The following is a 22234-nucleotide window of genomic DNA, read 5'->3' as shown; positions in this document are numbered from 1 at the left end:
AGTGCCCGAAGTGAAGCACCCTGTGAAAAGAGGGCAGTGCAAGCCACCTTACCGGCGTGACTGCCACCCTAGGAACGACCAACCGGGGATACCCCATATGTGGGGTATCCCCGGTCGGGATCGCTCAGGTCATCAAGACGCCTGTGGTGTTCAGACGAGCTCGGTGACGGTACCGCCGGCGGCGGTGATCTTCTCCTTGGCGGAGCCGGAGACGGCGTCGACCGTCACCTGCAGCGCCACGGAGAGCTCGCCCTGGCCGAGGACCTTGACGAGGCTGTTCTTGCGGACGGCACCCTTGGCGACCAGGTCGGCAACGGTGACCTCCCCACCCTCGGGGTAGAGGGCGGCGAGCTTGTCCAGGTTCACGACCTGGAACTCCGTCTTGAACGGGTTCTTGAAGCCCTTCAGCTTCGGGAGACGCATGTGGAGGGGCATCTGGCCACCCTCGAAGCGCTCCGGAACCTGGTAGCGGGCCTTCGTGCCCTTGGTACCACGACCGGCCGTCTTACCCTTCGACGCCTCACCACGACCGACACGGGTCTTGGCGGTCTTGGCGCCCGGGGCGGGACGGAGGTTGTGGATCTTGAGCGGGTTGTTCTCCGCCATGATCAGTCGACCTCCTCGACCGTCACGAGGTGGCGGACGGTGTGCACCATGCCGCGGAACTCGGGGCGGTCCTCCTTGACGACCTGCGTGTTGATGCCCTTGAGACCAAGGGAACGCAGGGTGTCACGGTGGTTCTGCTTGCTGCCGATGTAGGACTTGACCTGCGTAATCTTGAGCTGCGCCATGATTACGCACCCGCCCCGGCACGCGCACGGAGAAGAGCCGCGGGAGCGACGTCCTCGAGGGGCAGACCACGGCGGGCCGCGATCTCCTCGGGACGCTGCAGACCCCGGAGGGCCTCCACGGTCGCGTGCACGATGTTGATCGCGTTGTCGGAGCCGAGCGACTTCGACAGCACGTCGTGGATACCGGCGCACTCGAGCACGGCACGCACCGGACCACCGGCGATCACACCGGTACCGGGCGACGCGGGCTTGAGCAGCACGACGCCGGCAGCCTTCTCACCCTGGATGGGGTGCGGGATGGTGCCCTGGATGCGGGGGACCTTGAAGAAGTGCTTCTTGGCCTCCTCAACGCCCTTGGCGATGGCGGCCGGCACCTCCTTGGCCTTGCCGTATCCGACACCCACGGTGCCGTCACCGTCGCCCACCACGACCAGCGCGGTGAAGCTGAAGCGACGACCACCCTTCACAACCTTGGCGACGCGGTTGATCGCGACAACGCGCTCAACGTACGCGGTCTTCTCGGCGGCAGCAGCGCCGCCGTCACGGCCCTTCCGGTCCCGCCGCTCGCCGCCACCGGCACCGCCACCGCGGCGCTGGGGTCCAGCCATTGGAATTACCTCTCTCTGTTTCCGCTAGCTACGGAACCGGCTCAGAACTTGAGCCCGGCCTCGCGGGCGGCGTCCGCCAGGGCGGCGATGCGCCCCGCGTACTGGTTACCACCACGGTCGAACACGACGGCCTCGACACCGGCGGCCTTGGCGCGCTCGGCGACCAGGGCGCCGACCTGCTTGGCCTGCGCGGACTTGTCGCCCTCGGCACCGCGGATCGAGGTGTCCAGGGTGGACGCCGACGCCAGGGTGTGACCCTTGATGTCGTCGATCACCTGGGCCACGATGTGGCGGTTCGAGCGGGTAACGACCAGACGCGGACGCTCCGCCGTTCCGTTGATGTTCTTACGGATCCGGATGTGGCGGCGCTTGATCGCGGCGCGCTTGTAGGCGTCGCCCTTAAGGATCTTCTGTCCGTATGCCATGGCTTACTTACCCGCCTTTCCGACCTTGCGGCGGATGACTTCGCCCTCGTACTTGACGCCCTTGGCCTTGTACGGGTCGGGCCTGCGCAGCTTGCGGATGTTGGCCGCAACCTCGCCGACCTTCTGCTTGTCGATGCCCTCGACCGAGAAACGGGTCGGGGACTCCACCTTGAAGGTGATGCCCTCGGGGGCCTCGACCAGGATCGGGTGGCTGTAGCCCAGAGAGAACTCCAGGTTGGAGCCCTTGGCCAGGACACGGTAGCCGACACCGCTGATTTCGAGCTTCTTGACGTATCCCTGGGTCACACCGGTGATCATGTTCGCCACCAGCGTGCGGGACAGGCCGTGCAGGGCCTTGCTCTGCCGCTCGTCGTTGGGCCGGAGCACCTGAAGGGTGCCGTCCTCGGCCTTGGCGATGTCGATCGGCGCGATAACGGTGTGGGTCAGTTCGCCCTTGGGGCCCTTGACCGCGACCGTACGGCCGTCGATGGTGACGTCCACGCCGGCGGGAACCGGGATGGGGAGCTTGCCGATACGCGACATTGCTGTCTCTCCTCCGTTCCCGAATTACCAGACGTAGGCGAGGACTTCCCCACCCACGCCCTTCTTCTGCGCCTGCTGGCCGGTCAGGAGACCGTGGGACGTGGAGATGATGGCCACGCCCAGGCCGCCCAGAACCTTCGGCAGGTTGGTGGACTTCGCGTACACCCGGAGACCGGGCTTGGAGATCCGCTTGATGCCCGCGATGGAGCGCTCACGGTTCGGGCCGAACTTCAGCTCGAGAACGAGGTTCTTGCCGACCTCGGCGTCCTCGATCTTCCAGCCCGTGATGAAGCCCTCCTGCTGGAGGATCTCCGCGATGTGCGACTTGATCTTCGACGCCGGCATCGTCACGGAGTCGTGGTATGCCGAGTTCGCGTTCCGCAGACGCGTCAGCATGTCTGCGATCGGATCAGTCATGGTCATGAATTGGCCTTCGGCCTCTCTCGCCGGGGTTTCCTGGTGCGCCATCCCTCTCCCCGATCCGAGACGGGACGGGTGCGGCGCGGTGGACCTACGGCGTAGTAAGTCGTACGGGCGACTGTCAGGCGCCCAACCCTCCAAGCCTAAGCCATGAAGGGGAGGGCGCCTGACACGCCCATTGCTTACCGAGAGCCCTGCTAATCCCTAAAAGGGGGATTACCAGGAGCTCTTGGTCACGCCCGGCAGCTCGCCACGGTGAGCCATCTCACGAAGGCACACGCGGCACAGGCCGAACTTGCGGTACACGGAGTGCGGGCGGCCACAGCGCTGGCAGCGGGTGTAGCCACGCACACCGAACTTCGGCTTGCGAGCAGCCTTAGCGATCAGAGCCTTCTTCGCCATCTCGCTCACGCCTCCTTGAAGGGGAAGCCGAGGTGACGAAGGAGCGCGCGGCCCTCAGCGTCGTTGGTCGCCGTGGTCACCACGGTGATGTCCATACCCCGGGTGCGGTCGATCTTGTCCTGGTCGATCTCGTGGAACATGACCTGCTCCGTGAGACCGAAGGTGTAGTTGCCACGGCCGTCGAACTGCTTGGGAGACAGGCCGCGGAAGTCGCGGATGCGCGGCAGCGCGAGCGACAGGGTGCGGTCCAGGAACTCCCACATGCGGTCGCCACGGAGCGTGACGTGGGCACCGATCGGCTGGCCCTCACGCAGCTTGAACTGCGCGATGGACTTGCGGGCCTTGGTGACGGCCGGCTTCTGACCGGTGATCGTGGTGAGGTCCTTGATGGCACCCTCGATCAGCTTGGAGTCGCGGGCGGCGTCGCCCACACCCATGTTGACCACGATCTTGACGAGACCGGGGATCTGCATGACGTTCTCGTACTTGAACTCGTCACGCAGCTTGCCCGTGATCTCCTCACGGTACTTCTGCTTCAGACGCGGGCTGGTGGTGGTCGTCATCAGATGTCCTCACCCGTCCGCTTGGCAACGCGGATCTTGTTGCCTTCGTCGTCGAAGCGGTAACCGACGCGGGTCACGACCTTGTTGCCGTCCTTCTCCACGACCAGCTGGACGTTGGAGACGTGGATCGGCGCCTCGGTGGTGACGATGCCGCCGGCCTGCGAACCGCGAGCCGTCGGACCGGCCTTGGTGTGCTTCTTGACCCGGTTGACACCCTCGACCAGGACACGCTCGTCGCGCGGGTAAGCGGCAATGACCTTGCCCTGCTTGCCCTTGTCCTTACCGGTGATGACCTGGACCAGGTCGCCCTTCTTGATCTTCATGCTCACAGCACCTCCGGCGCGAGGGAGATGATCTTCATGAACTTCTTCTCGCGCAGCTCACGGCCGACCGGGCCGAAGATACGGGTGCCACGAGGGTCGCCGTCGTTCTTCAGAATGACAGCGGCGTTCTCGTCGAAGCGGATGTACGAGCCGTCCGGACGGCGGCGCTCCTTGACGGTGCGAACGATGACCGCCTTGATGACGTCACCCTTCTTCACGTTGCCGCCGGGGATCGCGTCCTTGACGGTGGCGACGATGACGTCACCGACACCCGCGTAGCGGCGACCGGAGCCACCGAGCACACGGATGCAGAGGATTTCCTTCGCACCCGTGTTGTCGGCGACACGCAGTCGCGACTCCTGCTGGATCACGTCTATCTCCTGGTTGTCTGCCGGTTCCCGACAGGGGCTCTCCTCTTGCGAGGTCGGCCCCTGCCGAGCCTGGCGGAACGATTCCTAGGGGGTCCCCCTAGGAGGGATTACTTGGCCTTCTCGAGGATCTCGACGACGCGCCAGCGCTTCGTCGCGGACAGCGGCCGGGTCTCCATGAGGAGGACACGGTCGCCGACACCCGCGGCGTTCTGCTCGTCGTGCGCCTTGAGCTTGTTGGTACGGCGGATGACCTTGCCGTACAGCGCGTGCTTGACGCGGTCCTCGACGGCGACGACGACGGTCTTGTCCATCTTGTCGCTGACGACGAGACCCTCACGGGTCTTGCGGAAGCCGCGGGCCTCTGCAGTCTGCTCAGTCACGTTGCTCTCACTCATCAGGCGCTCTCCACCGTCTCGATGCCCAGCTCGCGCTCACGCATCAGGGTGTAGATCCGCGCGATGTCCTTACGGACGGCCTTCAGCCGGCCGTGGTTCTCGAGCTGACCCGTCGCCGCCTGGAAGCGGAGGTTGAACAGCTCTTCCTTGGCCTCGCGGAGCTTGTTGAGCAGCTCCTCGTTGCCCAGCTCGCGCAGCTCGGACGCCTTGGTACCGGCCGACATCACGCTTCACCTGCCTCGCGCTTGACGATCTTGCACTTCATCGGCAGCTTGTGGGCCGCACGGGTCAGGGCCTCGCGCGCGATCTTCTCGTTGGGGTACGACAGCTCGAACATCACGCGTCCGGGCTTGACGTTGGCGATCCACCACTCCGGAGAACCCTTACCGGAACCCATGCGGGTCTCGGCGGGCTTCTTCGTGAGCGGGCGGTCCGGGTAGATGTTGATCCAGACCTTGCCGCCACGCTTGATGTGACGAGTCATGGCGATACGAGCTGCCTCGATCTGCCGGTTCGTCACGTACGCCGGGGTCATGGCCTGAATGCCGTACTCGCCGAACGCAACCTGCGTGCCACCCTTGGACATGCCGTTGCGCTTGGGGTGGTGCTGCTTGCGGTGCTTGACCCTACGGGGGATCAGCATTTCGGTCAGGCCTCCGTTCCGGTGCTCTCAGCCGGAGCGGCGGACGCGGGAGCCTCGGCCTTGGGGGCCTCGGATCCAGCGGCCTGCTGCGGCTTGCGACCGCGACCGCCACGCTCGCCACCACGGCCACCACGGGCCGGGCGGTCAGCGCCGCCACGGGCCGGGCGGTTACCCGCACGGGCAGCAGCGTTCTCGGCGCGGACCTCGGCGATGTTCTTGACATCGCCCTTGTAGATCCAGACCTTCACACCGATGCGGCCGAAGGTCGTCTTGGCCTCGAAGAAGCCGTAGTCCACGTTCGCGCGGAGCGTGTGCAGGGGCACACGGCCCTCGCGGTAGAACTCCGAGCGGGACATCTCGGCGCCACCGAGGCGGCCACCGCACTGGATCTTGATGCCCTTGGCGCCGGCCTTCATCGTGCCCTGCATGCTCTTGCGCATGGCGCGACGGAAGGAGACGCGGGAGGAGAGCTGCTCGGCGACGGCCTGAGCAACCAGCTGAGCGTCGGTCTCGGGGCTCTTGACCTCGAGGATGTTCAGCTGGACCTGCTTGCCCGTGAGCTTCTCGAGGTCACCGCGGATGCGGTCGGCCTCGGCGCCACGGCGGCCGATGACGATGCCGGGACGCGCGGTGTGGATGTCCACACGCACACGGTCACGGGTGCGCTCGATCTCCACCTTCGAGATGCCGGCGCGCTCCATGCCGGACGTCATCATCCGACGGATGGCGACGTCTTCCTTGACGTAGTCCTTGTACAGCTTGTCGGCGTACCAACGCGACTTGAAGTCGGTCGTGACACCGAGCCGGAACCCGTGCGGGTTTACCTTCTGGCCCATTACCGGGTTCCTTCCTTGCTGCTGACGACCACGGTGATGTGGCTGGTCCGCTTGCGGATCCGGTAGGCACGGCCCTGGGCGCGCGGACGGAACCGCTTCAGGGTCGGGCCCTCGTCGACGTAGGCCTCGGAGACGAAGAGGCTGTCGACATCGGTGTGGTCGTAGTTGTGCGCGGCATTGGCGATGGCGCTGTCGAGCACCTTGCCGACCGGCTGGCTAGCGGCCTGCGGGGCGAAACGCAGGACCGCCTGAGCCTCCGTGGCGTTCAGGCCACGGATGAGGTCCACCACGCGGCGGGCCTTCATGGGCGTGACGCGGATGTACCGCGCCTGGGCCCTGGCTTCCATGGTTGTCCTTCCAGTGTCTGTCATGGTCATTCCACCCCGCGCTTAGCGGCGCTTCGACTTCCGGTCGTCCTTGACGTGACCCCGGAAGGTGCGCGTCGGCGAGAACTCGCCGAGCTTGTGGCCGACCATCGACTCGGTGACAAACACCGGAATGTGGGTCTTGCCGTTGTGCACCGCGAGCGTGTGGCCGAGCATGGCCGGCACGATCATGGAGCGACGGGACCAGGTCTTGATGACGTTCTTGCTGCCGGCTTCGTTCTGAGCGTCCACCTTCTTGATCAGGTGGTCGTCGACGAAGGGCCCCTTCTTCAAGCTACGAGGCATCTCAACCCGTCCTTAGCGCTTCTTGTTCGTCTTGCGGCGGCGGACGATGTACTTGTTCGACGCCTTCTTGGGCGAACGAGTACGGCCTTCCTTCTTGCCCCAAGGGGACACCGGGTGACGACCACCCGAGGTACGGCCTTCGCCACCACCGTGCGGGTGGTCCACCGGGTTCATGACCACACCACGCACGGTCGGGCGAACGCCCAGCCAGCGCTTACGGCCCGCCTTACCCCAGTTGATGTTGCTCTGCTCGGCGTTGCCCACCTCGCCGACCGTGGCGCGGCAGCGCTGGTCGACCAGGCGGATCTCACCGGACGGCATGCGGAGGTGGGCCATCGAGCCCTCCTTCGCGAGCAGCTGCACCGAGGCGCCGGCGGAGCGGGCGAACTTCGCACCGCCGCCGGGACGCAGCTCGATGGCGTGCAGCGTGGTACCGACCGGGATGTTGCGCAGGGCAAGGTTGTTGCCCGGCTTGATGTCGGCCCCGGGACCGTTCTCGACGCGGTCACCCTGCTGCAGGTTGCGCGGGGCGAGGATGTAGCGCTTCTCGCCGTCGGCGTAGTGCAGCAGCGCGATGCGCGCGGTGCGGTTGGGGTCGTACTCGATGTGCGCGACCTTCGCCGGCACGCCGTCCTTGTCGTGACGACGGAAGTCGATCACGCGGTAGGCGCGCTTGTGGCCACCGCCCTGGTGGCGGACGGTCACACGACCGGAGTTGTTACGGCCACCCTTGCTGTGCAGGGGGCGGACCAACGACTTCTCCGGCGTGGACCGCGTGACCTCGACGAAGTCGGCGACGCTGGAGCCACGACGGCCCGGCGTAGTCGGCTTGTACTTGCGGATTCCCATTTCTCAGTCCTCGTCCGATATCGGACGATCCGGACCGCCCTCAGGCGGTCGGACCGCCGAAGATGTCGATACGGTCGCCCTCAGCGAGGGTCACGATCGCGCGCTTGGTGGACGCGCGCTGGCCGAAGCCGGTGCGGGTCCGCTTGCGCTTGCCCTGGCGGTTGATCGTGTTGACCCCGGTGACCTTGACCGAGAAGACCGCCTGGACGGCCTGCTTGATCTGGGTCTTGTTGGCGCTCGGGTCCACGACGAACGTGTACTTGCCCTCGTCGAGGAGCGCGTAGCTCTTCTCCGAGACAACCGGCTTGAGCAGCACGTCACGGGGGTCCGTGAAGGACTTGCTCAGCGGGGTCTCGACGGTGTTCTTGCCCTCGGCGGCGTGGCGGCGCGCCTTGGCGACGCGCGCGGCCTTGGCCTTCTTCGCCGCCTTGGAGGCGATAGCGGGGTGACGGATAGCCATCAGGCCGCGCTCCCTTCGGTGTCATTGGCCTTCGGGCCGGACACGAAGGACTCGAAGGCGGCCTGGGTGAAGACCACGTCGTCCGAGACGAGAACGTCGTACGTGTTCAGCTGGCCCGGCTCCAGGATGTGGACCTGGGGCAGGTTACGGGCGGACAGCCACGCGGCCTCATCGGCGCGGTCGACGACCAGGAGCAGGTTCTTGCGCTCCGAGATCTTGCCGAACAGCGACTTGGCGGCCTTCGTCGACGGGTTCTCACCCTCGATGACGCCGGAGACGACGTGGATGCGGTTGTGGCGGGCCCGGTCGGTGAGGGCGTGACGCAGCGCGGCAGCCTTCATCTTCTTCGGGGTCCGCTGCGAGTAGTCACGCGGCACGGGACCGTGCACGACGCCACCACCGGCGAACTGCGGCGCGCGGGTCGAACCCTGACGGGCGCGACCGGTGCCCTTCTGGCGGTACGGCTTCTTGCCGCCACCACGGACTTCACCGCGACGCTTGGTCTTGTGCGTGCCCTGACGGGCAGCGGCGTTCTGCGCGACGACGACCTGGTGGATCAGCGGGATGCTGATCTTCTCCACGCCGAAGATCTCCGCGGGGAGCTCGACGCTACCGGTCTTCTCGCCTGCAGGCGAAAGGATGTCAACAGTGCTCATCGGTACCTCAGGCCCCTTGGCCGCGGTGCGGACCAGGACGAGGCCGCCGTTCGGACCGGGAACCGCGCCCTTGATGAGCAGCAGACCCTTCTCCGCGTCAACGGCGTGGACGGTCAGGTTCTGGGTGGTGACACGCTCGTTGCCCATGCGACCCGCCATACGGAGGCCCTTGAACACGCGGCCCGGGGTGGCGCAGCCACCGATGGAACCGGGGGAGCGGTGCTTGCGCTGGGTGCCGTGTCCGGCGCCGAGGCCCTTGAAGTTGTGACGCTTCATGACACCGGCGAAGCCCTTGCCCTTGCTCTTGCCGGTCACGTCGACCTTGAGGCCGGCCTCGAACACCTCAGCGGTGATCTCCTGGCCGAGGGTGTACTCGCTGGCGTCAGCGGTACGGATCTCGACGAGGTGGCGGCGGGGAGTGACGTCGGCCTTGGCGAAGTGGCCCTTGAGGGGCTTGTTCACCTTGCGCGGGTCGATCTCGCCGAACGCGATCTGGACGGACTCGTAGCCGTCGACGTCGTTCGTGCGGACCTGGGTGACGACATTGGGGCCGGCCTTGACGACGGTGACCGGAACAACACGGTTGTTCGCGTCCCACACCTGCGTCATGCCGAGCTTCTCGCCCAGGATGCCCTTGATCTGCTTAGCCATTCTCAGATCACCGGCCTTCAGAGCTTGATCTCGATGTCGACACCGGCCGGGAGGTCGAGTCGCATCAGAGAGTCAACGGTCTTGGGGGTCGGGTCGAGAATGTCGATCAGGCGCTTGTGCGTGCGCATCTCGAAGTGCTCGCGCGAGTCCTTGTACTTGTGCGGCGACTTGATGACGCAGTACACGTTCTTCTCAGTGGGCAGCGGCACCGGGCCCGCGACCGACGCACCAGTGCGAGTCACCGTCTCGACGATCTTCTTCGCCGAGGAGTCGATGACCTCGTGGTCGTAGGCCTTGAGCCGGATGCGGATCTTCTGTCCCGCCATGGCTACTCAGTAGTCCTGTCTCTCGTAACGCTCTGGAACCCGGCGGATTCCTTCTGCTGCCTTCGTTCCTCCGACCCACGCGGTCGGGCGTGTCGCACTCTCGCTGACATGGATGCCCCTTGTTCGAACATCCCTGCGGGATTGCACACGGCCCTGCCGGAACCGCGAGCCGGGGGCGGAAGGCCCACCGGGTGCCTGGCCGGTGCCGCGCTGACACTTCCCGGAAGATTCCCGTACGTCCGCCTCAGCGCTGCCGTGTGGCAGTTGGGGCGACGAGTACTGTGGGACTCGCTTCCGGTCCCCCCGGCGGGAGGCGCACAGCATCAACACTCGACCGAGCAACTCGGACAGTCTGCCATATGGGGCGGGGGCTGCGCCAATCGAGCCGAGGAGAATACCCGGGGGTGACGTAGGTCAAACCGCAGGCCGCGCGACCCCGCCGAGCCGCTCCAGTTCCGCGTCGTAGGCCCGGTAGCCGGCCTTCCCCAGTCGGGTGCGTGCGAGGCCGCCCGCAGGCTTCCCGGCAGGTGGGCGACGCGCCACATGCGGTGGATGTCGGCGGGAGTGGTCCGGGCGCCGACCGGTGCGGCGAGGCCGCATGCGACATGAAGGGTCTCCGCGATTCGACGGCCCCTCCCCGGCCTGCGTTCCCGCGGCGATGGCCGCGGTGACGAGTGCGTGGAGGAACCGGGTCAGCTGGAGATCGGCGCCGATACGGCACATGCGCCGCACCAGCTCGGGCCCTCGAGCCGTCCCACGAGGTCGGGGACACCCGCGATGCCGTCGGACCAGAGCAGCAGCGACGCGGCGGACACGTCGTGGTCCCTGAAGTACCCGAGCTCGTCCGCGATGATCATGATGTCGTCGGAGAAGCATCCGATCGCACGGACGCCCTCCATGAGGCACCGCATGTCGTCCTGCCGAGGGGCGAGGAACTCCCCCACGGATGTGTCGGCGAGCGCCCACGTCCCGGTGGCCCGGACAGCGCCGATCTCGACGATGCCGCCGAGGGCGGCGAAGATCGCTCGTGCCATGCGCTCGGCTTGTGCCGAGGTGATCACCGGCCGGTCAGAGCTGTCGCGCACCGCGTTCTCCCGTCCTCGTCGACAGTCACTGATCAACAGGAAGCCGTCGGCTGGACTTCGCCGGTGAGCTTCCGCAATGCCGCGTCAGGTGTGGGGGCCAGCAGCCGGACGCTGTCCATTCCGGCGTAGACCGAGCCGTCCTCCGCCATGGCCAGGTGCTGGTTCCCGCGGTCGCGCATGCCGATGGGGTACAGGCCGACACCCGCCTGCTCGGCCAGGTCGTCGATGATCTCCGCGTCCCAGAACGCGAGCAGCGGATCCAGCGAGAACTCCATCCACGGCATCGAGTCCCACGGCTCGCGGTAGGGAGCGCCCACGGCGCCGAACTCTGCGAGGAAGCGCCGTGCCGCGTCGTGCATCTCGAACTCGCCGGTCTGGAGAAGGATGCTTTCCCAGGTCTCCGTGGGGACGGACCGGCCCGGGAACCAGCCGCCCGCCCGCAGCACCCGGTCCGTCTCCTTGGACCAGCGCAGCCCGGCGTCCGAGCCGGTCTCCACGATGTTCAGTCGCCGCCAGAAGGGGGGCTCGGCCACTGGTGCGGCGGGTGCCCAGAGGGCAGACCGGGCACCCTGCGCCTCGACCAGACGGACCAGCGCCTGGTCAGTGGTCGAGGCGAGCAGTTCCGCACGGTCCCTCACCAGGTGAAGGGCTCCGCCCTCGGTGATGCCCAGGAAACTGGCGCCCTCGTCCGCGGTACCGACGGGGTAGAGGGGCCCCGCTTCCCGGCCGGCCCTCGCGAACCGCTCGTCCTGCCACTGGGCGCGAAGGGGATCGAACCGGATGGCGGACGACGTGGTGATCGTGTCGGCGGGCCAGCCGTAGGTCACCAGCCCGCCGAACTCGGAGAGGAACCGGCGCGCGGCCTCGTGGGCCACGAAGGACCCACGCTCGCTCAGGATGGACTCCCAAGTACCTGTCGGCACCGAACGACCGGGGCGCCAGCCTGCGCGGCGCAGTACTTCACTCACCGGCACGGCATCTGACGTCAATGCCACACCTCGGAGCACAGGGCGGCGGCGACGAACCCCTCCCCCGTCGTGACTGTCAGGTCAGGCTGCTCGACCTGCTGTGCGACCCTTTCGCGATCGAAAGCGCTGAACTCGAAGAGGAAGTGCTCGGCGAAAGCGGGCCGGTCCAGGGAGAATCCATCGAGGTCAATCTCCGAATTCGCACGGTCGGCGCCCTGACAAAGGACTGACACGAAGAGTGGGAAGTGGTCCGCCCTGAGGAGACGATCGGCATCGTGAATGACCCCCGCGAACCCGACCCCGCCCGTCACCTCAACGCACAGGTCGTCCAGGCAGTCCACCAAGGCGTCCCAGTTCCTGCCGAAATAGCCTGGAAAGCGCAGCCTGTCCGCGAATGAACGAAAAATCGCCTCCTCGGTCAGCAAGTCCCGGGAATCGAAGTGATGGACAAGCCCCCTTTCGTCTCGAGCTCTGACAACTGCCGCTGGACCTCCGCCTCTCCTCGCGGAACGAAGATGGCCCAGGGCGCCGAGGTCTCGGTGATGTCGAAAACCGTCATCGCTCGATCGTCCTGTGAATTCGCCGACGTAGTAGAACGTTCCATAGTGGTCCGGTGTGTAAGCCGCATGCCCTCCGGGGACGACCAGCGGTCTTGCCGTCGCCATGTTCGGTCGGGATGCGGGCCTTGAGCACGCGCATGGCGTCGGCGACCGCGCTGTCGCCGTCCTCGACATACCTGCCGTCGGTTCCCGGCGTGGACCCGGCCAGTGAGCCCGAGATGACGAATCGCGGCGTGTCGGGGATCCCGCCTCCCGGACGGAGACGGACGACTGCCGGTGTCGCCACTGGCGTACCGGTCTGTGTGGTCGTCTGCTCACAGAGGATCGTGCCGTCCCGACAGAAGCCGGTTCGTTCCTCCGCAAACACGCCGCCCTCGGCGAATCGCAGTGTCGCAGTGCGCCGCCCAGGTCTGGAAGGTGCTCTGTCACATGCCCCAGGGGTCAGGGTGCGGCTTGCGGTCCGGGTCCTGGGACCAGGTCAGACGCTTCTCGATCTGATCCCCGGTGAGGCTGACGAGCCGGTCGACCGCCCAGCCGTTCCACTGGATCGCACCAGGAAACTGCGGCAGCCGGAAGGCGGGCAGACGCGTCGGCAGCGCCTCGGCACGGTACACGGGCTTCTTGACTTCCCCGTCCAGCCTCTTCGGCTTCGACGACCTGCGCAGATCAAGGCAGTCGACCACCTGTTCCACCAGGTAGACGAAGTGCTCATCGCCCTTGGCACCCTTGATGTCGACCGGCACCAGACGACCGGCCGACAACAGCGCATCCCCCAGGCCGTCGGCGAGACGCCGGCTGAGCACGGGAGCGCCCGGCCTGCCGGAGGGGAACTCGCTCTTGGGCCAGCGCCGCTCGCCCATCCACTCGGCACTCAGCCGGGCGGGCGGTTCCGCACCGGCGCCGGCACTCTGCCAGCGCATGAGCTGACGCACACCGACGTTGTCGAGATGCAACTGCTGGTACTCACTGAGGCTCGGCAGGAGTCGGTACACCGACAGCGGCTCGCCGGGCACGTCGGTCATCGCGTCACCATCCTTGTCCGTCGTCACGTCGAAACAGTCCATCACGGTGCCGTCCACACCGCGTTCGCCGCCGGTTGCCCGCTCGCCAGCTCCCGCTCGACCTGCTGTCCGATGGACCGAAGTTCCGAACGCAGTGCGCCTCGGATGGCACGGGCTCCGTATCCGGCCGTCGTCATCCGGTCGACCGTGGTCTCGAGATGCGTGTTGAGGCGCAGCAGGAACGGCTTGCGGTGGGTGAAGTTGTGCGGCCGTGGATGTCCCAGCGGGATCCCGTTCACCGCGTCATTGATGTCGACCCCGTATTTCTCCAGCAGGGCCCGGCTCTCCGCCGCCCTGTTGCGCTTCATACCGGACGGCACAATGTGGGCGGCAGCCTCGCCAGCTCCCTTTGCGCGCCCCTCTCTCGCCAGGTTCTTCGCCAGCAGATCGGCGTTCTCCGCACAGGTCAGCAGCCCGAGGTAGTCGAGCCACGACAGCGGGTTCGGAACGTACGCCCTGGGGTTCGGGCCCGCGTCCAGCCCAAGTGGGTCCGAACTGATGTAGGCCGCGTTGATCGGGTCGTAGTACCGGAAGAAGTTGTAGTGGAGCTGCGTCTCGGGGTCGAAGTACTGACCGGGGAAGCGCAACGGGGTGGAGGTGTCGTACGCCCCGTCCGGGGCCGTGAGTCCCCAGAGTGTGGCGTCGGAGCGCCAGGCGATCTCGCCGGCCTCCGAGACCAGCTCGGTCGGGGTGCCGACCAGATCGGTCACGATGGCGAAGAACCGTTCGTCGACGATCTCCTGAGGTGCGTCGGCGACAGTGGTGCGCTCCGTCTGGGTCAGCGGGCGGGTGCCGTCTCGTTCCCAGGTCACTGTGGTCACCTCGGGTGCCCCTGCGCCCACGGTGGTCTGCTCCACAAGATGTGGGCCGTCCCAGGTGAAACGGGTCTCCTCAGCGACGCCTCGCCCGTCTGGGGTCAGTCGCTGCTTGGCAATCCGGCGCCCCAGCGGGTCGTACAGATACCGCCAGACCGTTCCGTCGGGGGTGATGACCGAGGTGAGACGATCGTCGGCGTCCCAGGTGTAGCGCCAGATGTCGGGCTTGCGTGACAGCCGTGTCCTGCGGCGCAGGACGACGCGTCCGGCGGCGTCGTACTCGTAGTGGACATCGCCCGCGCGCAGCACTCGGTTGCCCTGGTACAGGCGCTCGCCGCGGGCCTCCGGGGCACCATAGCGGTCCGGCCAAGCTGCCCGGGTCTGGTTGCCCCGTGCGTCGTAGGCGTAGGACTCCGTCCACTCCCCCGTGTGAACGCTGAGAACGCGTCCCGCCGGGTCGAGGCCGAAGGTACGGCGCCCGGTCGTGCGGTCCTCGTACGCGGTGACGTGGCCGTCGGGGCGGTACGTGTAGCTGCGCTGCGTGAGCGGTGACGCGCTGCCCATCGAGGTCAGCTGGTGCGTGCGGAGCCGGTCTCCCGCGTCCCAGGTCTGGGTGAGCGTAAGCGCCTCGTCGATCTCCCGGGTCGTCTCACGGCCGAGGCCGTCGTGGTCGAAGGCGAGGGTGTGGCCGACGGAGGTGAGCCGGGTACGGTGCCCGGCGGCGTCGTACGAGTACGTCGTGACGGCACCGCTCGGCGTGGTCCGGCGGGTCGGCCGGCCGAGGACGTCGTAAGTTGTGGCGAGGACCCGCCCGTCGATGGTCTCGGTGGTGATGCGCCCCCCGAGGTCGTAGTCGTACGCGAGCGTGGCGTCCGGCCCTCCGGCCCGCACGAGTCGGCCTGAGCGGTCATGGAGGTACGTCGTCGCCCGGCCGTCCAGTACCGCCCGGATCCGGTTGCCGACCTCGTCGTAGGAGAACGCGGCTGTCTGCCCGACTGCGTTGACGCGGCTGAGCAGTTGGCGGGCGGGGTCGTAGGCATAGGTGAGCGTGCGCCCGTCGAAGTCCGTCTCCGCCACCAGGTTGCCGACCGCGTCATAACGGTAATCCCAGGTCAGGCCACGTGCGTCGGTCACGTGGAGGAGCCGCAGCTCCTTGTCGTGGGTGAAGGTGTGACGGACGCCGTCCGGTGTCGTGCGCGAGGTGAGCAGGTCGAAGGCACCATAGGTGCAGGAGGTGGTACGGCCGAGCGCGTCGGTGTGGGTGAGCTGGTTGCCCTCGCCGTCGTACGTCCATCGCTGGACGCTGCCATCGGAGTCGTGCCGGGAGGTGAGGAGACCTTCCACCGACCAGGTCCGTCTGGTCCGGCCGCCCAAGGGGTCGACGACGGTGACGCACCGGCCGAACGGGTCGTACGTGTACATCGAGACGGCACCGCGCGGATCGGTGGCCGAAGTCGCCAGCCCGGCGGGGTTGTTGATGAAACGGTAGACCGCGCCCGTCGCATCCGTCAGGGAGATCAGCGCGCCGGTCGACTCGCGGGTGAATACAGTGGTGGCTCCGTCGGCGGTCGTCAGCGACGTGCAGTTGCCGCGTTCGTCCCACTCCTGACGGAGAACGCCGCCGTCGTACTCGGTGATCTCCACCGGCAGCCCGAGCTCGTTGTAGCGGGTGGCCGAGACTGAGCCGTCGGGCAGCCTCACAGCGGTGGGGCGTCCCGCGTCGTCCCACTCCACACGGAGCTCACGACCCAGTTGGTCGGTGCGACTGAGCAGTCGGTTCCGGTCGTCCCACTCCTGGGTGACCGTGTGGCCGAGCGCGTCGGTCTCCGCGATCAGCTGGTAGGCGCCGTTGAACTGGTAGAGCGTGGCATGCCCCAGCGAGTCGACGGCGACAGTGCGCCGGGCCTCGTCGTCGTAAGCGAAGGTGTAGGAGAGGAACCCGTCCTGGCCGTGACCGGCCACACAGCGGCCCTGCCCGTCGTACTCGAAGCGGTACCGGACTTCGTTGCGGTCCTCCCATCCCGTGATGCGCCGGTTGTCGTCGTAGGCGAAGCGCAGGGGCAGGCCGGAGGAGTTGCGGACGGCTGCAAGGTTGCCGCGCGCGTCGTAGTCGTAGCGGACCAGCGTCGGCCGGTCAGGATGGCTGCCCAGGGCCAGCTCCGTGATCCTGCCGTTCTCGCAGGTGACGCCGATGCGGTAGCCGCCGTGGTGGACAACCTCCTCGGGCGTCCCGTCCGGCCGGTAGGTCACGTCGATCGCGTTGCCATTGCGGTCGCGGATCTCCGCCAGCGGAAGTACGTCGGGCGCTCGGCCGAGCAACGGCCGAAAACGCAGGGTGTGACCGGTTTCGGGCTGGTGCACGACCAGCTCACCCTCGGCGCTCCCGTCCCAGCTCAGCGGCCAGGCTGGGCCTGTCACCGGCAGGACCGGGGCATCCGCTTCGGGAACCGGGTAATGCAGCACCATGCCATCGACCGCGGTGAACCGCACACCACTCGCGTCGAGCAGGAGGCGCTGGTCGAGCGTGCAGGTCCAGCTCACCCCCAATAGTCGGCCGCTGCGGACACAGCTACGGTGATGGCGCTCAAGGACGAGCGGGAGTACACCGTCCAGTGTCACGTCCGTGGCGGACATGACCATCTCCCCTGTCGCCAGGTCGATGGGGTCGCCACGAGTGATGAGCTTCTTCATCTGCCGGCCGAAGGCGCTTGCCCCCTTGCCGAGGCCCTTGACTCCCATGGCCATGCCTTTGAGCCCGGTCTTGCCGAAAGCCTTCAGCCCCTTGGCGAGACCGCCGAGGGTGGTCAGCCCCTTCATCCCCGGTATGCAGTCCAGCGCGGCCAGACCCACGTCCCATAGAGACGCCTGCCCCTTGGAGTACTTATAGAGGGTGTCGGCGAGCACGACGAGGGCGGCGACCAGCACGATCGCGCCCAGGATCGGCCCGCCGATGATCATCGCGACGATGCCGACGACCGCGACGACGACTTTGCAGACCGCGACGATGGTGTCCCAGTTGTCGGTGAACCAGTCGCCGACCTCCTCCCACCACGACCGGTTCTGGATGCCGGCGTCCGAGGCCTCGTCGATCTTCGACTTCGCCTCACGGGCCGCCTCATCACGCATCGTGCGGGCGTCCGCGGCCATCTTCTTCGCCGCCGCCAGGGCATCCTGGGCGTCGGAGACGTCCGACTGCGCCTTGGACTGGGCCGACTTGGCGTGCTGCACATCACGGGTGGCGGCGCGGACCTTCGCCTCGTCCGGCTTGTCTGCATCCGACTTGCTGCCCGTCGGGTCGTCCTTGTACTTGTCCGCCTCCTTGCCGGCCCGCGTCACCCACGAGTCGGCCGAGGTCAGCTTCGACTGAGCCGAGGAGAGGGTGTCACGGGCCTCGCGGCCCTTGACCAGCGCCTTGTCCGCCAGCGACTGCGCACGCTCCAGCTTCGGCCAGAAGTCCGCCAGCGCGTCACCGCACATCTCGTACGACTTCTTCAGCTTCCTGAGGTTCTTCGGGACATCCGCGAAGTCCTCCTTGAAGACATCCGCCGACTTGCCTGCCCACTCCAGGAGCGTGCCCTCACCCGCCATGCCCTTGACCAGACGCAGAGCATCGGAGACATCGTCGGCGAAGTCGTGCAGATGCTTCGCAAGCGAACGCACCCGCTGCGGATCACCAGGGGTCGGGTCCTTGTCCAAGTCCAGGACATGCCAGTCCGTCGGCCTGTGTCCCGCCATACCGCAACCCCCGTCACGCGCACATCAACGTCAACAGCCGTATGCACACGTGAACTTACAAGGCACAAGCGTTCGACGGAAAGGCGGGCGTCGAAGCGGCAGCAGCAAGGCGGAGATCAGGAACCGCGACGGCGGACGGCCTGCCAGGCGTTTTCGACGACGGACAGACACCGCAGCGACCAGGCGTCCAGCCTGTCCCGTACTCCCACAAACACCCACCGCCACTGGAACCAGGGCGGAAGCTTCCGGAACGGTACGAAGGTGAGTGTGTCCCTGATGGGGTGCTCCGCGACTCCGCCGGGGCCTTCCGCGCGCAGGGCCGCATACAGCTCCGGGGTCAACTCCCCGTTGAGGCGGGCGGCGTGCCCCGCCGCCGTGAAAGCGAACCCCCGCTGCTCCGCGTCCCGCAGCCGCATCGCCCGGACGATCCGTGGAGACACCTCTGGCAGCGAACAGTGGAATGTCAAGCCGATCACCGCCGTCCCGAGAAGGGCCTCGCCACGCGAGAACGCAGCGTCCCACTCCTCCGGGTCGTCGAGCCCCAGCAGACCCTGGCCGCTCTCCCAGTCCCGCCCAGGGACATCAGCCCATGAACCGGAACGTCGACGTGATCGCGTCGAAGATGTCGAAGAACGAGTCCGCGAGGTCGAGGACCTGGCTGCTGCCGGCGACCAGGGCCACCTTGCCCTCCTGGCCCGGTACGGGGATGTACGTCTGCATCAGCACAGCCCGGATCGTGCGGTTCAGGGCGTCGCCGGGTACGGCGATGTCCTCGATGCCGTGCGTGCGGGCGGCGGGGCCGACCCCTGGGATGTCGACCGTCGTCACCTTGCGCCAGGAGTCGCCCTCGCGCTTGGCCTCCTTCACCGCGAGCTGGCTCGCGATGACAGAGGGGTCGTTCGAGAGCGGCTCGCCCTGCTCGTTGCGTCCGCCGACCAGGGAGACGGTCACCGAGCCGGTTATCGGCGTATCACCGCCGAAGTTCTCCGCCATGCAACCGCAGTACAGCGCGCCCGACTTCCAGGCATCGGCGGCGGCCTTCTGGAGGAAGTCGACGTAGCTGCCGCGGTACTGCTCCAGCTCGGGGCGCTGCTGCACCCGTTCGCTCACCATCCGCCGGATCGAGTCGTCCCGCGACTCCGGCCGTACGTCGAACTCCCACCACGACTCCGGCACCTTGATCCGGAAACCGCCCCGCTCGACGGTCAGTGTCTCCATGTAGCGGGCCATGTAGCAGGCCTCCCCGTTCGTGCGATCACTCGATCAGTCGACCACTCCTGCGCTTATCGTCCCATTGCGCGAAGGCGGGATGCGCTTTCGGTCAATCAGGCGCCAGCCCAACAGGCCTTCGGTATCCCTCTCGCGCCTTGAAGGCCACGAATGCCACTACTTGTGGTCTTGTGCCCCGGCCTCAACCGGAAGGGGCGGGGAGAGGCAGTGTCGCGCTTCAATCGTGAGGTGTACGGTTCCCGCTCCGCCATGCGCCGAAATGCCGCCGGGGCCATCGCGGCGGGGGGATGCGCGATCGTCGTGGGGTTGGTCGTCGTGGCCGGAGGAAACGACGGCGGGTGGGTCGTCGCCGCGATCGGTACGGCCGCGGTGCTGCTGGTAACCCTGCTCCCCCGTGTCGCGGGACGACGCCGTGACTGACCTGACCACGTGAGTCGAGGAGAACCATGCATCAGCTGAGCATCGCGGGCCCGAACGGCGGCTCCTGGTACCTGGCTCGTGGCGGAAGCCTTCCGGGCGGGATGACGACGGCCCTGGTGCTCGCCGTCATCGCCGTCGTCTGCCTCACCGCCGCTTACCTCATGAAACGAAAGCGGTGACGAGACGTCGTCACCTTGGCCTCCGAGGGCTCGGGACGGCTCCCCGACCGGGCGTTCCCGGGTCGTGGTCCGGTGCTGTCGGGCCCCATGGCGGGCAGAGCCACTGCCGCTCCTGGGCCCTCGGCCGACTCACTGAGCTACTCCACCGTCCAGAAGGGCGAGTCCTTCGGCGGGGCCGGGCGCACGGGAAGCCTGCCGAGATCGATGCCCGCGTCCGCGACCGGGTCCCCGACCGGGCTCCGGAACGGGGCGTCCGGGTCCGGGCCGTAGTACAGGCCGTATGCCCAGTACTCAGGGAGCTCGTGGCCCATGAGCCGGAGGTCGAGGGCGACCCACTCCCGCGTCCCGTATGCCGCGTTGACCCTGGCGACCGCTCCGTCCGGGGGACACCGACGCGCTCCACCAGCACCTCCACCATCTCGCGGAAGTAGCGGAGCATCTCCTCGTCGAGCGGCAGAACGAACTCCGTGCCGGTCATGCCGGCCGTGGGACACGCCCCGTACTCGGCGAGCCACCGTAGGCGCCTGACCTCCGCCACGAGTCGCGGCACCACCTCCCTGGCCCTGGTGGCCAGTACCGGGTCCGGGGTCGAGGCCGAGCACCATTCCTCGATCGCGTCCAGTCGAGGTGATCATCATGAGTCGGTTCTGAAGTCATGCTCAAGTGTCACGGCCTGGCAGTGGGCAACCGGCCGGGGGCTGCCCCACCCCCGTCCACCAGCCCGCCGGATGGCCCACCCCCGCTGCCCCGGGCACCGTAGAAACATACGACCACGCAACGGGGGAACCGATCATGCGAACCGCCACAGCCACCGCCCTCACCCTGGCCCTCGCCGCGGCAGCGGCAGCACCCGCCACTGCCACCTCCACCCCCGGCGGGTCCAGCACCGACGGCCTCTGGCGCATGGACGGCTACGGCACCGTCCTCTCCCTCGACGGCGACACCCTCCAGGAGTTCCAGACGACATCCGTCAGCTGCGTCGAGGGCGACACCGCCCGGCGCACCGGCCCGGGCGCGTACACGACCGACGACGGCACCGCCCTGACCGTCCGCCCCGACCCGGGCCGGGACCGTGCCACCCTCGGTGCGGACAGTTCGGTCGGGCACCGCGCGCTCCGGCGGATCAAGGAACTGCCCGCAGACTGCACCCGCCCCACCCCCAAGGACCCCCGCACCTCCTTCGACGTCTTCTGGCACTCCTTCGCCGAGAACTACCCCTTCTTCGCCGCGAAGGACGTCGACTGGCAGGACATGCGGGACCGCTACCGACCCAAGGTGCAGAAGGACACGACCCGCAAGGAGCTCTTCGGGATCTTCAGCGACATGGTGCGACCTCTCTACGACGCCCATGTCGCCGTCGAGGACGAGGACGAGGACAGTGTCTTCGCCCAGGTCCGCCCGGGCACCGAGATGCCCACGGAGGCGCTGGACACCAAGGTCAAGAAGTTCGTCGTCGAACGAGACCTCAAGGGCTCCCCGTACCGCCAGGACTTCGCGAACGGCCGCATCACCTACGCGGACCTGCCCCGCGGCACCGGCCGCGCCGACCTGGGCTACCTCCGCATCTCCGGCTTCGGCGGCTACACCTCCGAGGACGCCCCCTACACCGCCCACGTCGCCGAACTCGACAAGGCTCTGGACACCATCCTGACCAAGGACCGCACCCGGCGGCTCAAAGGCCTGATCATCGACCTGCGCATCAACGGCGGCGGCTCCGACGCCCTCGGCATCCGCATCGCCGAGCGCCTCACCGACAAGCCCTACGTCGCCTACGCCAAACGCGCCCGGAACCACCCCATCGACCCCACCCGTCACACCCGCCCCGAGCCCATCCCTGTCACACCTGCCGACGGGCGGCCCCGCTACACCGGCCCCATCGCCGTACTCACCGGAGGCTCCACCGTCAGCGCGGGCGAGACCTTCACCCAGGCCCTCATCGACCGCCCCGGCGGCACCATCCGCGTCGGTCAGCCCACCCAGGGCGTCTTCTCCGACGTCATGGAACGCAACCTGCCCAACGGCATGACGGCGATCCTCCCGAACGAGGAGTTCCTGAACAGGTCGGGCCGGACCTACGACGGCTCCGGCATCCCGCCCCACCTGACCGAACCGGTGTTCACCAAGGAGGAGTTCGCGAAGAAGCGCGACTCGGCGTTCGACCGCGCGGTCGATGTTCTGCGGGACCGTGGCGCCGCAGCACCCGCACCTACACCCACAGCCCACTGATTCTGACGAAGTCCAGGAGTGC

General features: G+C 67.4%; 31 protein-coding genes and 1 pseudogene. 3 read left to right on the top strand and 29 right to left on the bottom strand.

What is annotated here, in order from left to right; all coding sequences use genetic code 11:
- Positions 1–150: 150 nt before the first annotated feature.
- The 28 genes and pseudogenes from rplO to ACQEV8_RS26665 all read right to left on the bottom strand — a co-directional run bounded on the left by rplO (position 151) and on the right by ACQEV8_RS26665 (position 19387).
- Entirely contained in the window at positions 151–606 is a 456-nt protein-coding gene (gene rplO, locus ACQEV8_RS26800; protein ID WP_193482350.1) for a 50S ribosomal protein L15, read from the bottom strand.
- Positions 607–608: 2 nt separating this feature from the next.
- Positions 609–791 carry a 50S ribosomal protein L30 gene (rpmD, locus tag ACQEV8_RS26795; RefSeq protein WP_003974250.1) on the bottom strand — a complete coding sequence of 61 codons (183 nt, stop codon included), beginning with the start codon at positions 789–791 and terminating at the stop codon, positions 609–611.
- A gap of 2 nt (positions 792–793) precedes the next feature.
- Positions 794–1399 (bottom strand): 30S ribosomal protein S5, encoded by a 606-nt coding sequence (gene rpsE / locus ACQEV8_RS26790; RefSeq protein ID WP_164332815.1) that lies wholly within the window; start codon positions 1397–1399, stop codon positions 794–796.
- A 41-nt stretch (positions 1400–1440) separates the two neighbouring features.
- Complete coding sequence (gene rplR, locus ACQEV8_RS26785; RefSeq protein WP_432835957.1) at positions 1441–1824, bottom strand: 50S ribosomal protein L18; 384 nt, start codon at positions 1822–1824, stop codon at positions 1441–1443.
- Positions 1825–1827: 3 nt separating this feature from the next.
- Positions 1828–2367, bottom strand: a complete 540-nt coding sequence (rplF, locus tag ACQEV8_RS26780; protein WP_215119438.1) for a 50S ribosomal protein L6 — start codon at positions 2365–2367, stop codon at positions 1828–1830.
- Between the two features lie 24 nt (positions 2368–2391).
- Positions 2392–2790, bottom strand: a complete 399-nt coding sequence (rpsH, locus tag ACQEV8_RS26775) for a 30S ribosomal protein S8 (RefSeq protein WP_358557076.1) — start codon at positions 2788–2790, stop codon at positions 2392–2394.
- Between the two features lie 213 nt (positions 2791–3003).
- Complete coding sequence (locus ACQEV8_RS26770) at positions 3004–3189, bottom strand: type Z 30S ribosomal protein S14 (protein ID WP_003948630.1); 186 nt, start codon at positions 3187–3189, stop codon at positions 3004–3006.
- Between the two features lie 5 nt (positions 3190–3194).
- The gene (rplE, locus tag ACQEV8_RS26765; protein ID WP_003992366.1) at positions 3195–3752 is read right to left on the bottom strand and encodes a 50S ribosomal protein L5; all 558 of its coding nucleotides are present in this window, start codon (positions 3750–3752) and stop codon (positions 3195–3197) included.
- The gene (gene rplX / locus ACQEV8_RS26760) at positions 3752–4075 is read right to left on the bottom strand and encodes a 50S ribosomal protein L24 (RefSeq protein ID WP_053674523.1); all 324 of its coding nucleotides are present in this window, start codon (positions 4073–4075) and stop codon (positions 3752–3754) included. Before rplX ends, rplE begins: the two co-directional genes overlap by 1 nt.
- 2 nt (positions 4076–4077) lie before the next feature.
- The gene (gene rplN, locus ACQEV8_RS26755; protein ID WP_184591446.1) at positions 4078–4446 is read right to left on the bottom strand and encodes a 50S ribosomal protein L14; all 369 of its coding nucleotides are present in this window, start codon (positions 4444–4446) and stop codon (positions 4078–4080) included.
- 107 nt (positions 4447–4553) lie between these two features.
- A complete protein-coding gene (gene rpsQ / locus ACQEV8_RS26750; protein ID WP_003992363.1) occupies positions 4554–4841 on the bottom strand; it encodes a 30S ribosomal protein S17 in 288 nt (95 codons plus the stop codon).
- Positions 4841–5065: a 50S ribosomal protein L29 gene (gene rpmC / locus ACQEV8_RS26745; protein ID WP_010036720.1), complete on the bottom strand. Its 225-nt coding sequence runs from the start codon at positions 5063–5065 to the stop codon at positions 4841–4843. The genes rpsQ and rpmC overlap by 1 nt, the downstream gene beginning before the upstream one ends.
- Positions 5065–5484 (bottom strand): 50S ribosomal protein L16, encoded by a 420-nt coding sequence (gene rplP, locus ACQEV8_RS26740; protein ID WP_382584709.1) that lies wholly within the window; start codon positions 5482–5484, stop codon positions 5065–5067. The genes rpmC and rplP overlap by 1 nt, the downstream gene beginning before the upstream one ends.
- Positions 5485–5489: 5 nt before the next feature.
- Positions 5490–6320, bottom strand: a complete 831-nt coding sequence (rpsC, locus tag ACQEV8_RS26735) for a 30S ribosomal protein S3 (protein WP_399018807.1) — start codon at positions 6318–6320, stop codon at positions 5490–5492.
- Entirely contained in the window at positions 6320–6667 is a 348-nt protein-coding gene (rplV, locus tag ACQEV8_RS26730; protein ID WP_030839668.1) for a 50S ribosomal protein L22, read from the bottom strand. Before rplV ends, rpsC begins: the two co-directional genes overlap by 1 nt.
- Positions 6668–6709: 42 nt before the next feature.
- On the bottom strand, positions 6710–6991 hold the full coding sequence (rpsS, locus tag ACQEV8_RS26725; protein ID WP_057607913.1) for a 30S ribosomal protein S19: 282 nt from the start codon (positions 6989–6991) through the stop codon (positions 6710–6712).
- A 12-nt stretch (positions 6992–7003) separates the two neighbouring features.
- On the bottom strand, positions 7004–7840 hold the full coding sequence (gene rplB / locus ACQEV8_RS26720) for a 50S ribosomal protein L2 (protein ID WP_030839671.1): 837 nt from the start codon (positions 7838–7840) through the stop codon (positions 7004–7006).
- Positions 7841–7880: 40 nt separating this feature from the next.
- Positions 7881–8300, bottom strand: a complete 420-nt coding sequence (gene rplW, locus ACQEV8_RS26715) for a 50S ribosomal protein L23 (protein WP_031105224.1) — start codon at positions 8298–8300, stop codon at positions 7881–7883.
- Positions 8300–8956 carry a 50S ribosomal protein L4 gene (gene rplD / locus ACQEV8_RS26710; RefSeq protein ID WP_432973008.1) on the bottom strand — a complete coding sequence of 219 codons (657 nt, stop codon included), beginning with the start codon at positions 8954–8956 and terminating at the stop codon, positions 8300–8302. Before rplD ends, rplW begins: the two co-directional genes overlap by 1 nt.
- 12 nt (positions 8957–8968) lie before the next feature.
- Positions 8969–9607: pseudogene (rplC, locus tag ACQEV8_RS26705) on the bottom strand (50S ribosomal protein L3); the annotation flags it as partial.
- Positions 9608–9624: 17 nt separating this feature from the next.
- Complete coding sequence (gene rpsJ, locus ACQEV8_RS26700; RefSeq protein WP_003948644.1) at positions 9625–9933, bottom strand: 30S ribosomal protein S10; 309 nt, start codon at positions 9931–9933, stop codon at positions 9625–9627.
- A 692-nt stretch (positions 9934–10625) separates the two neighbouring features.
- Positions 10626–11018, bottom strand: coding sequence for a hypothetical protein (locus tag ACQEV8_RS26695; protein ID WP_432964938.1), 393 nt, complete (start codon positions 11016–11018; stop codon positions 10626–10628).
- 32 nt (positions 11019–11050) lie between these two features.
- The gene (locus ACQEV8_RS26690) at positions 11051–11986 is read right to left on the bottom strand and encodes an SUKH-3 domain-containing protein (protein WP_432964935.1); all 936 of its coding nucleotides are present in this window, start codon (positions 11984–11986) and stop codon (positions 11051–11053) included.
- 17 nt (positions 11987–12003) lie between these two features.
- A complete protein-coding gene (locus tag ACQEV8_RS26685) occupies positions 12004–12411 on the bottom strand; it encodes a barstar family protein (RefSeq protein ID WP_432964932.1) in 408 nt (135 codons plus the stop codon).
- Positions 12412–12971: 560 nt separating this feature from the next.
- The gene (locus ACQEV8_RS26680; protein WP_432964929.1) at positions 12972–13595 is read right to left on the bottom strand and encodes a hypothetical protein; all 624 of its coding nucleotides are present in this window, start codon (positions 13593–13595) and stop codon (positions 12972–12974) included.
- A 14-nt stretch (positions 13596–13609) separates the two neighbouring features.
- A complete protein-coding gene (locus ACQEV8_RS26675; RefSeq protein ID WP_432964926.1) occupies positions 13610–18157 on the bottom strand; it encodes a DUF6531 domain-containing protein in 4548 nt (1515 codons plus the stop codon).
- 116 nt (positions 18158–18273) lie between these two features.
- Positions 18274–18597 (bottom strand): hypothetical protein, encoded by a 324-nt coding sequence (locus tag ACQEV8_RS26670; RefSeq protein ID WP_432964923.1) that lies wholly within the window; start codon positions 18595–18597, stop codon positions 18274–18276.
- 142 nt (positions 18598–18739) lie between these two features.
- On the bottom strand, positions 18740–19387 hold the full coding sequence (locus ACQEV8_RS26665) for a hypothetical protein (protein ID WP_432964920.1): 648 nt from the start codon (positions 19385–19387) through the stop codon (positions 18740–18742).
- A gap of 207 nt (positions 19388–19594) precedes the next feature.
- Between ACQEV8_RS26665 and ACQEV8_RS26660 the strand changes: the two genes are divergently transcribed.
- A complete protein-coding gene (locus ACQEV8_RS26660) occupies positions 19595–19807 on the top strand; it encodes a hypothetical protein (RefSeq protein ID WP_432964917.1) in 213 nt (70 codons plus the stop codon).
- 26 nt (positions 19808–19833) lie between these two features.
- A complete protein-coding gene (locus ACQEV8_RS26655; RefSeq protein ID WP_432964914.1) occupies positions 19834–19986 on the top strand; it encodes a hypothetical protein in 153 nt (50 codons plus the stop codon).
- A gap of 137 nt (positions 19987–20123) precedes the next feature.
- On the opposite strand, the gene ACQEV8_RS26650 is transcribed toward ACQEV8_RS26655, so the two are convergent.
- Positions 20124–20297, bottom strand: coding sequence for a hypothetical protein (locus ACQEV8_RS26650; RefSeq protein ID WP_432964911.1), 174 nt, complete (start codon positions 20295–20297; stop codon positions 20124–20126).
- Between the two features lie 481 nt (positions 20298–20778).
- On the opposite strand from ACQEV8_RS26650, the gene ACQEV8_RS26645 reads away from it, so the two are divergent.
- The gene (locus ACQEV8_RS26645) at positions 20779–22212 is read left to right on the top strand and encodes a S41 family peptidase (protein WP_432964908.1); all 1434 of its coding nucleotides are present in this window, start codon (positions 20779–20781) and stop codon (positions 22210–22212) included.
- The last annotated feature ends 22 nt before the right edge of the window (positions 22213–22234 follow it).

This window comes from Streptomyces sp. CA-179760, assembly GCF_050937045.1.
Taxonomy (GTDB): Bacteria; Actinomycetota; Actinomycetes; order Streptomycetales; family Streptomycetaceae; genus Streptomyces.
The sequence above is the reverse complement of the archived record's forward strand: the minus strand, read 5'-3'. Positions and strand labels throughout refer to the sequence as shown.

What these genes read in the sequence shown, in the direction of transcription:
- rplF (WP_215119438.1), bottom strand. Translation starts at nt 2,367, where the DNA reads ATGTCGCGTATCGGCAAGCTCCCCATCCCGGTTCCCGCCGGCGTGGAC.
- rplD (WP_432973008.1), bottom strand. Translation starts at nt 8,956, where the DNA reads ATGAGCACTGTTGACATCCTTTCGCCTGCAGGCGAGAAGACCGGTAGC.
- ACQEV8_RS26650 (WP_432964911.1), bottom strand. Translation starts at nt 20,297, where the DNA reads ATGGGCCACGAGCTCCCTGAGTACTGGGCATACGGCCTGTACTACGGC.
- rpsE (WP_164332815.1), bottom strand. Translation starts at nt 1,399, where the DNA reads ATGGCTGGACCCCAGCGCCGCGGTGGCGGTGCCGGTGGCGGCGAGCGG.
- rpmD (WP_003974250.1), bottom strand. Translation starts at nt 791, where the DNA reads ATGGCGCAGCTCAAGATTACGCAGGTCAAGTCCTACATCGGCAGCAAG.
- rplE (WP_003992366.1), bottom strand. Translation starts at nt 3,752, where the DNA reads ATGACGACCACCACCAGCCCGCGTCTGAAGCAGAAGTACCGTGAGGAG.
- rplV (WP_030839668.1), bottom strand. Translation starts at nt 6,667, where the DNA reads ATGGAAGCCAGGGCCCAGGCGCGGTACATCCGCGTCACGCCCATGAAG.
- rpsJ (WP_003948644.1), bottom strand. Translation starts at nt 9,933, where the DNA reads ATGGCGGGACAGAAGATCCGCATCCGGCTCAAGGCCTACGACCACGAG.
- rpsH (WP_358557076.1), bottom strand. Translation starts at nt 2,790, where the DNA reads ATGACCATGACTGATCCGATCGCAGACATGCTGACGCGTCTGCGGAAC.
- ACQEV8_RS26770 (WP_003948630.1), bottom strand. Translation starts at nt 3,189, where the DNA reads ATGGCGAAGAAGGCTCTGATCGCTAAGGCTGCTCGCAAGCCGAAGTTC.
- rplB (WP_030839671.1), bottom strand. Translation starts at nt 7,840, where the DNA reads ATGGGAATCCGCAAGTACAAGCCGACTACGCCGGGCCGTCGTGGCTCC.
- rpmC (WP_010036720.1), bottom strand. Translation starts at nt 5,065, where the DNA reads ATGTCGGCCGGTACCAAGGCGTCCGAGCTGCGCGAGCTGGGCAACGAG.
- ACQEV8_RS26655 (WP_432964914.1), top strand. Translation starts at nt 19,834, where the DNA reads ATGCATCAGCTGAGCATCGCGGGCCCGAACGGCGGCTCCTGGTACCTG.
- rpsC (WP_399018807.1), bottom strand. Translation starts at nt 6,320, where the DNA reads ATGGGCCAGAAGGTAAACCCGCACGGGTTCCGGCTCGGTGTCACGACC.
- ACQEV8_RS26645 (WP_432964908.1), top strand. Translation starts at nt 20,779, where the DNA reads ATGCGAACCGCCACAGCCACCGCCCTCACCCTGGCCCTCGCCGCGGCA.
- rplW (WP_031105224.1), bottom strand. Translation starts at nt 8,300, where the DNA reads ATGGCTATCCGTCACCCCGCTATCGCCTCCAAGGCGGCGAAGAAGGCC.
- ACQEV8_RS26665 (WP_432964920.1), bottom strand. Translation starts at nt 19,387, where the DNA reads ATGGCCCGCTACATGGAGACACTGACCGTCGAGCGGGGCGGTTTCCGG.
- rpsQ (WP_003992363.1), bottom strand. Translation starts at nt 4,841, where the DNA reads ATGAGTGAGAGCAACGTGACTGAGCAGACTGCAGAGGCCCGCGGCTTC.
- rplO (WP_193482350.1), bottom strand. Translation starts at nt 606, where the DNA reads ATGGCGGAGAACAACCCGCTCAAGATCCACAACCTCCGTCCCGCCCCG.
- rpsS (WP_057607913.1), bottom strand. Translation starts at nt 6,991, where the DNA reads ATGCCTCGTAGCTTGAAGAAGGGGCCCTTCGTCGACGACCACCTGATC.
- rplP (WP_382584709.1), bottom strand. Translation starts at nt 5,484, where the DNA reads ATGCTGATCCCCCGTAGGGTCAAGCACCGCAAGCAGCACCACCCCAAG.
- rplR (WP_432835957.1), bottom strand. Translation starts at nt 1,824, where the DNA reads ATGGCATACGGACAGAAGATCCTTAAGGGCGACGCCTACAAGCGCGCC.
- rplX (WP_053674523.1), bottom strand. Translation starts at nt 4,075, where the DNA reads ATGAAGATCAAGAAGGGCGACCTGGTCCAGGTCATCACCGGTAAGGAC.
- ACQEV8_RS26675 (WP_432964926.1), bottom strand. Translation starts at nt 18,157, where the DNA reads ATGGCGGGACACAGGCCGACGGACTGGCATGTCCTGGACTTGGACAAG.